At 56.8% G+C, this 14252-nt stretch carries 10 protein-coding genes; 3 read left to right on the forward strand and 7 right to left on the reverse strand.

Features of this window, described 5'->3' with window-relative positions; genetic code table 11:
- Positions 1 to 64: 64 nt before the first annotated feature.
- Positions 65 to 2938 carry an excinuclease ABC subunit UvrA gene (gene uvrA, locus EVJ21_RS05090; protein ID WP_131490025.1) on the reverse strand — a complete coding sequence of 958 codons (2874 nt, stop codon included), beginning with the start codon at positions 2936 to 2938 and terminating at the stop codon, positions 65 to 67.
- Entirely contained in the window at positions 2939 to 4915 is a 1977-nt protein-coding gene (uvrB, locus tag EVJ21_RS05095) for an excinuclease ABC subunit UvrB (RefSeq protein WP_370251869.1), read from the reverse strand. It lies immediately after the preceding gene.
- A 143-nt stretch (positions 4916 to 5058) separates the two neighbouring features.
- On the opposite strand from uvrB, the gene EVJ21_RS05100 reads away from it, so the two are divergent.
- The 3 genes from EVJ21_RS05100 to glpK all read left to right on the forward strand — a co-directional run bounded on the left by EVJ21_RS05100 (position 5059) and on the right by glpK (position 8271).
- On the forward strand, positions 5059 to 5916 hold the full coding sequence (locus EVJ21_RS05100; RefSeq protein WP_131490026.1) for a sulfite exporter TauE/SafE family protein: 858 nt from the start codon (positions 5059 to 5061) through the stop codon (positions 5914 to 5916).
- A gap of 99 nt (positions 5917 to 6015) precedes the next feature.
- Positions 6016 to 6723: an MIP/aquaporin family protein gene (locus tag EVJ21_RS05105; protein ID WP_131464007.1), complete on the forward strand. Its 708-nt coding sequence runs from the start codon at positions 6016 to 6018 to the stop codon at positions 6721 to 6723.
- A gap of 30 nt (positions 6724 to 6753) precedes the next feature.
- A complete protein-coding gene (gene glpK / locus EVJ21_RS05110; protein WP_131490027.1) occupies positions 6754 to 8271 on the forward strand; it encodes a glycerol kinase GlpK in 1518 nt (505 codons plus the stop codon).
- A 37-nt stretch (positions 8272 to 8308) separates the two neighbouring features.
- On the opposite strand, the gene EVJ21_RS05115 is transcribed toward glpK, so the two are convergent.
- The 5 genes from EVJ21_RS05115 to ftsE form a co-directional block, all read right to left on the reverse strand.
- A complete protein-coding gene (locus tag EVJ21_RS05115; RefSeq protein WP_131490028.1) occupies positions 8309 to 9445 on the reverse strand; it encodes a PDZ domain-containing protein in 1137 nt (378 codons plus the stop codon).
- Positions 9446 to 9485: 40 nt separating this feature from the next.
- Complete coding sequence (locus EVJ21_RS05120) at positions 9486 to 10889, reverse strand: S41 family peptidase (RefSeq protein ID WP_070328679.1); 1404 nt, start codon at positions 10887 to 10889, stop codon at positions 9486 to 9488.
- A gap of 98 nt (positions 10890 to 10987) precedes the next feature.
- Positions 10988 to 12340 (reverse strand): murein hydrolase activator EnvC family protein, encoded by a 1353-nt coding sequence (locus EVJ21_RS05125; RefSeq protein ID WP_131490029.1) that lies wholly within the window; start codon positions 12338 to 12340, stop codon positions 10988 to 10990.
- Positions 12341 to 12365: 25 nt separating this feature from the next.
- Positions 12366 to 13268 (reverse strand): permease-like cell division protein FtsX, encoded by a 903-nt coding sequence (gene ftsX, locus EVJ21_RS05130; protein ID WP_131464015.1) that lies wholly within the window; start codon positions 13266 to 13268, stop codon positions 12366 to 12368.
- Positions 13258 to 13944 carry a cell division ATP-binding protein FtsE gene (ftsE, locus tag EVJ21_RS05135; protein WP_071397982.1) on the reverse strand — a complete coding sequence of 229 codons (687 nt, stop codon included), beginning with the start codon at positions 13942 to 13944 and terminating at the stop codon, positions 13258 to 13260. Before ftsE ends, ftsX begins: the two co-directional genes overlap by 11 nt.
- Positions 13945 to 14252: the final 308 nt, after the last annotated feature.

Here is a 14252-nt window from a genome sequence, read left to right on the forward strand (position 1 = left end):
GTTCGTTTCCCCCTTCGATTTGGTTACACGTCAATCATGTTCCCGTTTCTAAACATTTCTATACTTATTTCTTTTTTCCTGCTTTCGGTTTGGCCCGGGCCGCATCACGTTCGAGCACCGGTTTCAAATATTTGCCGGTGTACGACGCCGTGACTTCGGCGACTTCTTCCGGCGTCCCGGTCGCGACGATCGCGCCGCCGCCGTCCCCGCCTTCCGGTCCGAGGTCGATCAAGTAGTCGGCCGACTTGATGACGTCTAAGTTATGCTCGATGACGAGCACCGTGTCCCCGTTCTCGACGAGGCGCTGCAATACGATTAACAACCGGGCGATATCGTCGACGTGAAGACCGGTCGTCGGCTCGTCCAAGATGTAGATCGTCTTGCCGGTCGAACGTTTGTGCAGCTCAGACGCGAGCTTGACGCGTTGCGCTTCCCCGCCCGACAGTTCGGTCGCCGGTTGTCCGAGCTTCATGTAGCCGAGACCGACGTCAGAGATCGTCTGGATCTTCCGCTTGATTTTCGGAATCTTGTCAAAGAAGTCGAGCCCTTCCTCGATCGTCATGTCGAGCACGTCGGCGATCGTCTTGCCTTTATACTTCACTTCGAGCGTCTCCCGATTGTAGCGTTTGCCGTGACAGATTTCACACGGGACGTAAACGTCTGGAAGGAAGTGCATCTCGATCTTGATGATCCCGTCCCCGCGGCACGCCTCACAGCGTCCGCCTTTGACGTTGAAACTGAAGCGGCCTTTCTTGTAACCGCGCATCTTCGCCTCGTTCGTCGACGCGAACACGTCACGGATGTCATCGAACACACCCGTATACGTCGCCGGGTTCGACCGCGGCGTCCGTCCGATCGGCGACTGGTCGATGTCGATGACTTTATCGATCTGGTCAAGCCCTTCGATCGTCTTATGCTTCCCTGGCTTCGCTTTGGCGCGGTTAATATGGTGCGCGAGCGACTTGTACAGGATCTCGTTGATGAGCGTCGACTTCCCGGAGCCGGAGACACCGGTGACGGCGATGAACATACCGAGCGGGATCGATACGTCGACCTCTTTCAAGTTGTTCTCTGCTGCTTTGACGATCCTGATGAAACGCTCGTCCGGCACTTTGCGCTCGGCCGGCAGCGGGATGAACCGTTTCCCGGACAAGTATTGACCGGTGAGCGACTTTCGGTTCTTCATAATCTGCTTCGGTGTGCCGGCGGCGATGACTTCTCCGCCGTGCTCTCCGGCGCCCGGTCCGATGTCGATCAAGTAGTCGGCCGCCATCATCGTGTCCTCGTCATGCTCGACGACGATGAGCGTATTGCCGATGTCGCGCATCTGTTTGAGCGTCGCGATCAAGCGGTCGTTGTCACGCTGGTGCAACCCGATCGACGGCTCGTCCAAGACGTACAAGACGCCGGTCAGCCGCGACCCGATCTGCGTGGCTAGACGGATCCGCTGCGCTTCCCCGCCCGATAACGTCCCGGCCGCCCGCGACAACGTCAAGTAGTCGAGACCGACGTTGTTCAGGAAGCTGAGCCGTTCTTTGATTTCTTGCAAGATGAGCCGGGCGATGGCGATATCTTTTTCGCTCAGTTCGTCCATGAGCGACTCGAACAAGGCGAGCGCATGCTCGACCGAGAGTGTCGTCACTTCCCCGATGTGGCGGTCGGTGATCTTGACGGCGAGCGTCTCTTCTTTCAACCGATAGCCGTTACACGTCGGGCAGGCGTGCGTCGCCATATACGTCTCCATCTGTTCCCGGATGTAATCCGACGTCGTCTCTTTATAGCGGCGCTCGATGTTGCGGAGCACCCCTTCAAAAAAGATTGTGTTCGTCCGGACTTGGCCGAAATCGTTCTCGTAGCGGAACAAGAACGATTCTTCTTCCGTCCCGTGCAAGACGAGGTCTTGGTCACGTTTTGACAGCCGTTCGAACGGCACGTCCATGTCGATGTCGAAATGCTGACACATCGAGGCGAGCAGCTGCGGATAATATTGCGAGCTCGTCGGCTGCCATGCGACGACCGCTCCTTCTTTCAGCGTCTTCGACGGGTCTGGGATGACGAGCTCCGGGTCGACGTCGAGTTTCGTACCGAGACCGTCACACGTCGGGCAGGCCCCGAACGGTGAGTTGAACGAGAACATGCGCGGCTCGAGCTCACCGATCGAGAAGCCACAGATCGGGCAAGCATGGTGTTCGCTAAACAACAACTCGGTCCCGTCCATCTTGTCGATGATGGCGCGGCCGTCCGCGAGGCGGAGTGCCGTCTCGAGTGAATCGGCGAGGCGGCCTTCGACGTCAGCGCGGACGACGAGCCGGTCGACGACGACTTCAATCGAATGTTTCTTGTTCTTGTCGAGCTCGATGTCATCAGTCAGTTCGATCGTTTCCCCGTTGACGCGGACACGGACGAACCCTTCTTTTTTGAGCGAGTCGAACACTTTGACGTGCGTGCCTTTCCGTCCCGACACGATCGGCGCCAAGATTTGCAGGCGCGTCTTCTCCGGGAGCTCCATCACTTGGTCGACCATCTGTGAGATCGTCTGGCTTGAGATCTCGATGCCGTGGCGTGGGCAGACGGGTTTCCCGATGCGGGCGAACAAGAGTCGTAAGTAGTCATAGATCTCCGTCACCGTCCCGACGGTCGAGCGCGGGTTCCGGCTCGTCGTCTTCTGGTCGATCGAGATGGCCGGGCTCAACCCTTCGATCGTATCGACGTCCGGCTTGTCCATCTGTCCGAGGAACTGACGGGCGTATGCCGACAGGCTCTCGACGTAACGGCGTTGCCCTTCGGCGTAGATCGTATCGAATGCGAGCGATGACTTCCCTGATCCCGACAGACCCGTCAAGACGACGAGCTGGTCACGAGGGATATCGATATCAATGTTTTTCAAGTTGTTGACGCGCGCCCCTTTGATGACGATCGCATTTTTCTTTTCAGCCATTTAATTCCCTACCTTCAACTCCAAGATTAAGTCACGCAATTCGGCCGCCCGCTCGAACTGAAGATCGCGGGCCGCTTGTTTCATTTCTTCTTCTAGTTTGCCGATTGCCGCCTCGCGCTCGTCTTGATTCATCGAGCTGAGCGACTCGAGCACTTCTTCTTCGGCAGCGACGGTCGCGCGGATGACGCCGCGCACTTCTTTGCGGATCGTCTGCGGCGTGACGCCGTGCTCTTCATTGTATTCTTGTTGGATCGTCCGACGGCGGTCGGTCTCCCCGATCGCCCGCGTCATCGAATCGGTCATCTTGTCCGCGAACAGGATGACGTGGCCGTTCGAGTTACGGGCCGCCCGTCCGATCGTCTGGATGAGTGACCGGTCAGAACGAAGGAACCCTTCCTTGTCGGCGTCGAGGATCGTGACGAGACTCACTTCCGGGATATCGAGCCCTTCCCGCAGCAAGTTGATCCCGACGAGGACGTCGTATTTGCCGAGCCGCAGGTCACGGATGATCTCGATCCGTTCGAGCGTCTTGATCTCGGAGTGCATATAGTTGACCTTGATGCCCGCTTCACGGAGATAGTCCGACAAGTCTTCGGCCATCTTCTTCGTGAGCGTCGTCACGAGGACGCGTTCGTCCTGTTTGATGCGGTCGCGGATCTGGTCCATCAAGTAGTCGATCTGTCCTTTGATCGGGTGGATCTCGATTGTCGGGTCGAGTAGACCCGTCGGCCGGATGATCTGCTCGATCATGTTTGGTGTATGCTCGAGCTCGTACGGGCCCGGTGTCGCCGAGATGAAGATCGCCTGATTCAACTTCTTCTCGAACTCCTCGAACTTGAGTGGACGGTTGTCCTTGGCCGATGGTAGACGGAAACCGTGGTCGACGAGCATTTGTTTGCGCGCCTGGTCGCCGTTGAACATCCCGCGGACTTGCGGCAGCGTCACGTGTGACTCGTCGGCGATGAGCAAGAAGTCTTTCGGGAAGTAGTCGATGAGCGTGTACGGCGTCGCCCCTTCTTCCGTCAAGTTCAGATGGCGTGAATAGTTCTCGATGCCTGAACAGTAGCCCATCTCGCGCATCATCTCGAGGTCGTAGTTCGTCCGCTGCTCGAGACGTTGCGCTTCGAGCAGTTTGCCTTCTTCGCGGAATTTCTCGAGCTGTTGCTCGAGCTCGGCCTCGATGTTGACGATTGCCTTTTGCAGCTTCTCGTCGCGGGTGACGAAGTGGGATGCCGGGAAGATCGAGACGTGTTCACGGTCGGCGATGATCTCGCCGGTGAGCGGGTTCATCTCGCGGATACGGTCGATCTCGTCACCGAAGAATTCGACGCGCAAGCACTGCTCGTCGCGTGACGCCGGGAAGATCTCGACGACGTCGCCGCGGACACGGAAGCGCCCGCGTTGGAAATCGATGTCGTTCCGTTCATATTGGATGTCGATCAATTTGCGGAGCATCTGGTCGCGCCCCATCTCTTTGCCGACGCGGAGACTCAAGACGAGACTGTTGTATTCTTCCGGGTTACCGAGACCGTATATACACGATACAGATGCGACGATGATGACATCATCCCGCTCGAACAAGGACGACGTCGCCGAGTGGCGGAGCTTGTCGATCTCGTCGTTGATCGAGGCATCTTTCTCGATGAACGTGTCGGTCGACGGCACGTACGCCTCCGGTTGATAGTAGTCATAATAGCTGACGAAATATTCGACGGCGTTGTTCGGGAAAAACTCTTTGAACTCGGAATAGAGCTGGCCGGCGAGCGTCTTGTTGTGGGCTAAGACGAGCGTCGGTTTCTTCACTTCCTGGATGACGTTCGACACGGTGAACGTCTTCCCGGTGCCGGTCGCACCGAGCAGCGTCTGATAACGGTCGCCACGGTTGACGCCTTCGATGAGCTGGCGGATCGCCTCCGGCTGGTCGCCGGCCGGACTATATTCCGAATGTAATTCGAACGGAAGCTTGATCTTGTCCATATATATTCCTCGCTTTCTATCCCTTGCATATTGACTTGATTATAGCACATACACGAACAAATATTCGCTTCTGAGACGCTTCCCAAACCGCTCTCCGATTCGCTATAGTGAGGAGGAATCTAAACAGAAATGGGTGGGTCGTCATGTGGTCACTTCTCTTTATCCCGCTCGGCGCGGTCGTCGGCGCCTTGTCCGGTTTCTTCGGCATCGGGGGCGGTGTCATCATCGTCCCGGTGCTCTTGTTCAACGGATATTCGGCGGCCGAGGCGGTCGCGACGTCACTTTTGTTCGTCGTCGGGACGAGCCTGGCCGGGGCGAAGAAGCACTCGTCGCTCGGCAACGTGGCTTGGTCGACCGGCCTCACGGTCGGTCTGGCCGGCGCCGTCACTGCGCAGCTGTCGAGCCGGCTCGTGCTGTCGATCTCCGGGACGTATGACTGGTTGCTGAATGTGTTCTATTTGCTTATCCTTTCTTATTTTGCCGTTACGCTTCTAAAGAAAACATCGAAGCCGCCGAAACGGAAAAAATCCGGATTGGCCGCAAGTTTCTTCATCGGGGCGATCGCCGGGCTCTTGTCGGCGCTCCTTGGCATCGGCGGCGGTTTTATCATCGTCCCGTTGCTCGTGAGCTGGCTCGGGTTTTCGACGCACCGCGCCGTCGGGACGAGTCTCTCCGCCGTCCTGTTCATCTCGCTCGGCGGGCTCATCGGTTACTTGCCGTCGCTGTCGCTCGATTACGTTGCCCCGCTCGCCTTGGTGACAGGTGCTTTCATCGGTGCCCCATTCGGCGCAGCGCTCACGAATCGTTATCGGGACCATGAGATTTCAAGACGGCTCGCTTGGCTCTACTTGGCTGTCATCGCCTCGATTGTGCTCGACCTCGGGGCGACATGGTGGGCACCGTTGTCTTTCGTGAGCTTAGGGGTTCTCTTCATCTTTCTCGTCGGGATCACCCTTGATTTTTCCAAACATTTTACCAGTCCGAACCACTTTCCTCATTAAAAAGTGGTTTTTTTCAATATCTTGGTTTTAAAGCGCTTTCAAACGGGGGATATAGAAAAGTGGTAAGCCAAATCCAATATGGAAGGAAGGGAGTATCACATGTCAGCATTTGTCAGCGAAATTATCGGTACAATGCTACTCATCTTGCTCGGTAACGGTGTCGTCGCCGGCGTCGTCCTCCGCCACTCGAAAGCCGAGAACGGCGGCTGGATCGTCATCACGTTCGGTTGGGGTCTCGCCGTTATGGTCGGGGTGTACGCCGCAGGTATTTACGGAGGCGCGCACATCAACCCGGCCGTCACAATCGGCCTCGCCACGAGCGGGGCATTCCCATGGGAAGATGTGCCACTGTACATCCTTGCCCAGTTCATCGGGGCGTTCATCGGGGCCGTACTCGTCTACGTACACTACAAACCGCACTATGACGCGACCGACGACCCGGGTGCGAAGCTCGCGACGTTCTCGACCGCTCCTGGTATTCGGAACACTCCGTTCAACTTGATCTCGGAGATCATCGGAACATTCGTCCTCGTCTTCGCTTTACTATCGTTCGGGGCCAACACGTTCACAGATGGATTAAACCCGCTCATCGTCGGTTTCTTGATCGTCTCGATCGGTCTCTCGCTCGGTGGAACGACCGGTTATGCGATCAACCCGGCCCGTGACCTTGGACCGCGGATCGCGCATGCGATACTCCCAATCAAAGGCAAAGGGACGTCCGACTGGGGCTATTCATGGATTCCAGTCGTCGGACCGATCATCGGCGCTGTCATCGCCGCGTTGCTCTATGGTATCCTCGTCCCATAATCACCCTAACTTCTAAGGAGGCACATTCATATGGACAAAGAAAAACGGTATATTTTAGCAATCGACCAAGGTACGACCAGTTCACGGGTCATCATCTTCGACCACGACGGCAAGATCGTCACGACCGCTCAGCGCGAGTTCAAGCAGTACTTCCCGAAACCAGGCTGGGTCGAGCATAACGCCAACGAGATCTGGGGTTCGGTCCTCGCCGTCATGGCCGAGGCGTTCGGTTCGGCCGACATCGACCCGAAAGAGATCGCGGCCATCGGCATCACGAACCAACGGGAGACGACGGTCGTCTGGGAGAAGTCGACCGGCAGACCTGTCTACAACGCCGTCGTCTGGCAATCGCGTCAGACTGCCGGCATCTGTGACGAATTGAATGCGGCCGGTCACGCCGACTTGTTCCGCGACAAGACCGGATTATTGATCGACGCTTACTTCTCGGGGACGAAAGTGAAATGGATCCTCGACAACGTCGAAGGCGCCCGTGAGAAAGCGGAAGCCGGGGAATTGTTGTTCGGAACGATCGACACGTGGCTCATCTGGAAACTCTCGGGCGGTCTCGCGCACGTCACCGACTACTCGAACGCGTCACGGACGCTCATGTACAACATCTACGAGCAGAAGTGGGACGATGAGTTGCTCGACATCCTCACCGTACCAAAGTCGATGCTGCCTGAAGTCAAGCCATCGAGTGAAGTATACGCTCACACGATTCCGTACCACTTCTTCGGATTCGAAGTCCCGATTGCCGGCGCGGCCGGTGACCAACAAGCCGCCTTGTTCGGCCAAGCCTGCTTCGAGTCAGGCGAAGGGAAGAACACATACGGTACGGGTTGCTTCATGCTTATGAACACGGGAGAAGAAGCCGTCAAGTCGGACCACGGTCTGTTGACGACGATCGCCTGGGGCTACAACGGCAAAGTCGAGTACGCGCTCGAAGGATCGATCTTTGTCGCCGGATCAGCCATCCAGTGGCTCCGTGACGGACTGCGTATGCTCAAGTCGGCGAAAGATACGGAACAGTATGCGAACCGTGTCGACACGACCGACGGGGTCTACGTCGTCCCGGCCTTCGTCGGACTCGGTGCCCCGTATTGGGACTCGGACGTCCGCGGCGCCATCTTCGGGATCACCCGCGGTACGGAAAAAGAACACTTCGTCCGGGCGACGCTCGAGTCACTCGCCTATCAGACACGCGACGTCTTGACGGCGATGGAGCAAGATTCCGGCATCGCATTGAAGACGCTCCGCGTCGACGGTGGTGCAGTCAACAACGACTTCCTCATGCAGTTCCAAGCGGACATCTTGAACGTACCGGTCGAACGTCCGGAAGTGAGTGAGACGACGGCGCTCGGCGCCGCCTATCTCGCCGGACTCGCCGTCGGGTTCTGGAAAGACCAGAACGAGATCAAGCAGCAATGGAAACTCGATCATCAGTTCGAACCGAACATGGACGAAGCGCATCGTGAAGCGCTCTACAAAGGCTGGCAACACGCCGTCGAAGCGACGATGGGCTTCAAACCATCAAAACTTGAAGTATAAGCATACGAAAAGGAGCATCCGCGACGGATGCTCCTTTTTATAATTTCCGTAAACGCAAGCGCGGGCTCATCGGATCCCCGACGAACAAGATGCCGAGCTCGTGCGGGTCGGCCTCATACATCGCCCGTTGCACGAAGCGGATATCCCCGTTCAAGTTGAGCACTTCGAGCTTGATGTACGGCTTATGGAGTTGAAGCGCCTCATAAAAGCTGCTCCCTCCGGTGATGACCGTACCGTTCACTTTGTAGATCGACTCACCTGGTATGAGCTGCATCGTCTCCCCCGGAGAACCCGGAAGCGTATCGATGATGACCGCCCCGCGGTTCCCGTTCAAGAAGACCGGTGTCGTGCCGCGGTTCTCCCGTTTGATGAGCTGCAAGGCGAGCTCGTACAAGACGAACAGACCGATCAACACATAAGCGACGTACGGAACGTCTAGGACGTACGACCCGGCGAACAAGCCGAGCGCGACCACCGCGAGCAAACCGCGATACAGGCTCAACCGGCCGAGCAGCGTTCCCGGCAGTGCCCCGGTCGACAGCAGGCTGACCCCGATCGGGATCGGCAAGATGACCGGTACCGAGAAGTCGAGCCCGAACGATGGCGGTAAAAAGACGATGAGCGGAAAGAACCAAACCCGCTTGACGACGTGTCCGCCGATGAACTGGCCGCGCTTCGACAAGATGAGCGTCGGTGACGTCTCTTTGATCCCGTTCCAACGAAGGAGGATCGCTTCGGCGAGCGTGACGATGCCGAACACGAGCGCATACACCGGCCACTCGACGTCGGCGAGCCGGTCGATCCAATTCGTGAGCCCGGCTAGCGGGACAACGTCGCGCAGACCGATGACCACGAGCATGATCAGGAACGGAAACGCCGGACTCATGAAGCGCGGATGCATCGTCAAGACGATCAGGGCGTAGAGGACGGTGAACGTGACGACCCACTCGAAGTTGACCGTCGTCTCGAGCAAGACGGTCGCTACAGTTCCGAGGACCGCGAGCAACAGACTCGGCCACACAAAGTGGCGCCAATCTGACTTCGGCGAGCGTCGGCGCGACCGGAACATGCTTCGCTCCCGTTTAATGCGCGTCATGGATATGTAAGCGAGGGCGACGAACGTCGCCCAGAGCAGCGGACTACCTAACAAGGTCAACAAAGCGGTAAAACTCATTCGTAGAACGTCCACACTTGTCCAATCCTTTCCCTAATCCTTATTTTGCGGCTTCTTCAAGTGCCCGGTTCAACTGGGCATCGTTCGCCTCGTCTTGGATGACTTCAAGCAACCGTGACTCGAGCGCGGACGCCGTCGCTTCATTGACGACCCCGTCCTCCGTTAAGTTGTTGTCGGCTTGGAAGTCTGAGACCGCCTGTGCCATCGTGTCACCGAAGTAACCCGCCTGACCGCCCGGCTCATAACCGATCCCGGTCAACACCGTATGCAGGTTCGACACCGTCTCGCCGTAGTCCCCGACTTTGAGCGAATCCTCTTCCGCGAGGATACGGTTGACCCCAAAGTAATCCGGTTGATCGACCTCAACGTCAGGCTCGATACCCGTCTCGTTGATCCAATTGCCGTCCGGTGTGAGCCATTTGCTCGTCGTCAGCTTCAAGTTGCTACCGTCTTCCAAGTCGAACGCCGTCTGGACGACACCTTTCCCGAACGTCGTGTTGCCGACAACTGTCGCACCGGCGCCTTCCTTGAGCGCACCGGCCAAAATCTCGGACGCCGAGGCCGAGCCTTCGTTCGTCAAGACGAACAGCTTGTACGGCTTCGCCTCACGGGCGCGTCCGTTTTGGGCCTCACGTTCCCCGTCGGCGTTCTCGATTTGAACGACCGGCTTATCCGTCGGGACGAACCCTTCGGTCATCGCGATGACGGCCGGCAAGAGACCACCCGGGTTGCCCCGGACGTCGATGATCAAGCTATCGATATTTTGGCTCTCGAGCGTCTCGAGCTGCTCTAAAAACTCATCGGCCGTCGGCTCTGAGAACTGAGTCACTTCCAGATAGCCGATCTTTTTGCCGTCCTGCTCTTTCACTTCCGAGTAGACCGTCTCAATCGGGATCGTATCCCGCGTGATCTCATAGTCGGCCTCTTGCCCGCCGCGACGAATCGTCAGCGTGACAACAGTTCCTTTTTCACCACGGATGAGCTGGACCGCCTCTTCGACGGCCATCCCTTCGATTGATTCGCCGTCGACCGCGGTGATGATATCCCCTGGACGAAGGCCTGCCGCTTCAGCTGGTGCACCTTTGATCGGAGCGACGATCAAGATGTCTTCTCCTTTCTTCTCCAAAGTCGCGCCGATTCCTTCAAAGCTCGACTCGATCGAGTCGGTGAACTGTGACGTTTCTTCCGCGTCGAGGAAGTCAGAGTACGGGTCATCGAGCGCTGCCGTCATGCCGTCAAGGGCGCCGGTCAACAAGTCTTCTTCCGAGATGTCCTTTAGCGAGTGCGTCTCGATCAAGCTGCGGACTTGTTCGACCTTGTCCCAACCTTCTGCTTTCGGTTGGATCGGTAACCTCGTATCGGTGAACGCCATCGTCGCCAGGCCTGCACCGGCCCCTGCCACGAACGTCGCGCCGGCGAGTAGTCCTGCGGTTGTGTTTTTCACGGGTAAGTCCCTCATTTCTTTTTGTCGGTCTTTCATCCAGTATAGCAAAAACTTCAGAAAAACGGACGCGTTCCACATATTTGGGACGCGTCCGTCTGTCAGTAGCCGATATAAGGGCCCGGGTCGACCGCATTTGGTTGCCCGGGTGCCCATTCCCCACGGTGGAGCTCGAAGTGGAGATGAGGTCCCGTCGACCAGCCCGTGTTGCCGAGCGTACCGACCGTTTGGCCCGCCCCGATCGTCTGCCCGGCCGTTACCGTGATCGAATCTAAATGACCGTAGACGGTCGTCCAGACCTGCCCGCTCACGACGTGCGAGACGAAGACGACGTTGCCGTAACCGGTCGCTTCAGCCGCCTTGATGACGATGCCTGGGGCGGCCGAGACGATCGGTGTGCCGGTCGCGTTGACGATATCGATGCCGCGGTGTGATTCCGGTGCCCCGGTGAGCGGGTTCTCACGCGGTCCGAACCGGCTCGACACGTAACCCGATACCGGGCGCAAGAACGTACTGACCGGAGCCGTGACAGCTTCCGGTTCCGCTGCTGGCGGTGCCTGTGGTGTCACGGTTTCTTGATTCGCTTCGGCTCGTTCGGTGGCTTCGGCTCGTGCCGCTGCTTCGGCCCGTGCTCGCGCTTCTGCGGCGGCTTTTGCCTCGGCCTCTTGTTTCGCGCGCGCCTCGGCTTCCGCTTGTTCCCGTTCAGCCGCCGCGATCGCGTCGAGCTGACTGGCGATGATGCGGCGCTGTTCGTTCATGAGCGCCTGTTCTTCGTCACGGGTCATCTGTTCGAGCTCGAGCAGTTCGACCTGCTCGTTCAGTTCCGAGAGGAGCGCATGCTTCTCTGTGGCCGCTTGGTCGAGCGCTTGTTTCGTGACGACGAGCTCGCGCTCTTTTTGTTTGACGAACGACAACTGTGTCCGTTGCGTCGTCTCAAGCGTCTCGAGGCGCTCGACTTCATGCATATAACTATGTATGAGGTCCCGGTCTTGCTCCGCGATCGTCTGTGCGGTCATGAGCCGCGTCACGAAATCCCCGAACGAGCGGGATTCGAATACGACTTGGAGATAAGACCGGTCCTCATGGATTTGAAGCACACGAAGACGCTCACTAAGGAGCGCCTTCTGGCCTTCAAGATACTGCCCTTGGGCAGCGAGTTGTTGGCGGGTCGCCTCGAGCTCTGAGCGTGCCGCGTCCGCTTCGACTTGCTGGACGGCGATCTGTTCACTTAAGCCCTCGAGACGTTCATTGACGGCGCGGATCTCGGTTGAGACCGCGTCGCGCTGTGCCTCGGTGACTTCGAGCTCGGCGTCCGTCTCGACTTGCGCTTTTTTAGACTGCTCCAATTGATTGGATAGACGATCTTGTCGTTCTTTCAACGTCTCTTTCTCCGTCGCCATGACCGGCGCGGCGAGTAGCGTCAAACTTAATCCAAGCGCAAGCGAACGTTTCATCCGCCAATTCCTCCTCATATTTAAATTAAACTTTTAAGAATCGACCGAGCGATGTCGTCGATCCCCAGATCCCGATGAACGCACCGAGCGCAAGCAAGACGAGCGAGACTTGCGTCGTGAGTACCGATGGATCGATCAATTTAAATATATCACTATTCAGTTGATCTAGCGATGGTTGTAAAGCACCATATGCGACGTCATACCCGAAATAAATGACTGCGATCGGGATGAGCGCGCCGAGCACACCGAGTAGAAGCCCCTCGATGAAGAACGGCCAGCGGATAAAGCTGTTTTTCGCTCCGACGAGACGCATGATCTCGATTTCGCGACGGCGTGAGAAGATCGTCATCTTGATCGTGTTCGAGATGAGGAACATCGCCATGAGCGTGAGTCCGACGATCAACACGAGTCCACCGATGCGGATCCCGTTGAAGAAGGCGAACATCTTATCGATATAGTCCTGACCGTACGTGACCTTATCGACGTTTTCAAGTGACTGGACCGCGTCGGCGACCGTCTCCGTGTTGAGCGGGTCTGCCGCTTTGACGATATAGCGGTCATGGAGTGGATTGTCTTTCTCGACCGTACCGTACGCGTTGGCGTCTTCCCCGAGCTGGTTGCGGAAGTTTTCGAGTTCATCCTCTTTCGAGCTGAACGTCACCGAGGCGACGCCCGGGATTTGTTCTAAGTTTTCCCCTAGTTTCTCGACGTTCGCTTCCTCCGCCGTCCGTGTGACGAACACTTGGATCTCGACGTCGTTCTCGACATTCTCTGAGATCTCGTTGACGTTGAACATGACGAGGGCGAAGACGCCGACGAGTAACAAGGTGATGGTGACGGCACTGATGGCCGCAAACGACATCCAACCGTTGCGAAGCGTCCCTTTGAACCCTTCGCGTAAATGGCGTAGCCCACTTTTAAATATCATAGCCATATGCTCCTTTCTCTTCATCGCGGACGACTTTGCCGTTTTCGATCGCGATGACGCGATGACGGATCTTATCGACGATGTCACGGTTATGTGTCGCCATGACGATCGTCGCCCCGCGGCGATGGATCTCTTGGAATACTTCCATGATGCCCCATGCCGTATCCGGGTCTAAGTTACCGGTCGGCTCGTCGGCGATGATGAGCTTCGGCTTGTTGACGATGGCGCGGGCGATCGAGACACGTTGCTGTTCGCCACCTGACAGTTCGTCCGGATAGTTACGTGCCTTATGTTTCAATCCGACGAGGTTCAAGACGTCCATGACTTGCTTACGCATCGTATTCGTGTCGGCCTGAACGACTTCAAGTGCGAACGCGACGTTCTCATACACTGTTAATGAAGGGAGCAGCTTATAATCTTGGAAGATGACGCCGAGCTGGCGGCGTAGTTTCGGGACGTGGCGGTTTTTTAATTTCCCGACGTCGATCCCGTCGATCAACAGTTGACCGTTCGACGGCTTCTCCTCCCGATAAATCATTTTCATGAACGTCGATTTCCCGGCGCCGGATGGTCCGACGACGTATAAAAATTCGCCGTCTTCGATCTTCAAATCGAGGTCGTCGACTGCGACGACACCGTTTGGATATACTTTACTAACTTTTTGCATCGAGATCATAACGTATTCCCTACCCTTTTTATAAATTTTTCATGCATCTATGACGAGTGTGTGATTGTTTAGTAAGTGAATATTTTCGCCTAGCCTCAGTTCTACACGATAACTAGTGATTCTGTCAAGGCACCGTCCAAGTTTCGGAACGGGCCAAGGTTTATCCGGTTCAGTAGTAGGAGCGCCTACAATTATAACAACCAGAATTTTAAATAACCATTACAGGATTGTTTCAGTTCGATTGAGTTCGGTGGGAAATTGTCGGACTGAACGTCCGTTTCACGTTGCGGTCACATTTGGTGAAACTCACATTCAAA

The sequence above is a fragment of the Exiguobacterium sp. SH0S2 genome (assembly GCF_004337185.1).
GTDB lineage: Bacteria > Bacillota > Bacilli > Exiguobacteriales > Exiguobacteriaceae > Exiguobacterium > Exiguobacterium aurantiacum_A.

What these genes read in the sequence shown, in the direction of transcription:
- uvrA (WP_131490025.1), bottom strand. Translation starts at nt 2,938, where the DNA reads ATGGCTGAAAAGAAAAATGCGATCGTCATCAAAGGGGCGCGCGTCAAC.
- uvrB (WP_370251869.1), bottom strand. Translation starts at nt 4,915, where the DNA reads ATGGACAAGATCAAGCTTCCGTTCGAATTACATTCGGAATATAGTCCG.
- EVJ21_RS05100 (WP_131490026.1), top strand. Translation starts at nt 5,059, where the DNA reads ATGTGGTCACTTCTCTTTATCCCGCTCGGCGCGGTCGTCGGCGCCTTG.
- EVJ21_RS05105 (WP_131464007.1), top strand. Translation starts at nt 6,016, where the DNA reads ATGTCAGCATTTGTCAGCGAAATTATCGGTACAATGCTACTCATCTTG.
- glpK (WP_131490027.1), top strand. Translation starts at nt 6,754, where the DNA reads ATGGACAAAGAAAAACGGTATATTTTAGCAATCGACCAAGGTACGACC.
- EVJ21_RS05115 (WP_131490028.1), bottom strand. Translation starts at nt 9,445, where the DNA reads ATGAGTTTTACCGCTTTGTTGACCTTGTTAGGTAGTCCGCTGCTCTGG.
- EVJ21_RS05125 (WP_131490029.1), bottom strand. Translation starts at nt 12,340, where the DNA reads ATGAAACGTTCGCTTGCGCTTGGATTAAGTTTGACGCTACTCGCCGCG.
- ftsX (WP_131464015.1), bottom strand. Translation starts at nt 13,268, where the DNA reads ATGATATTTAAAAGTGGGCTACGCCATTTACGCGAAGGGTTCAAAGGG.
- ftsE (WP_071397982.1), bottom strand. Translation starts at nt 13,944, where the DNA reads ATGATCTCGATGCAAAAAGTTAGTAAAGTATATCCAAACGGTGTCGTC.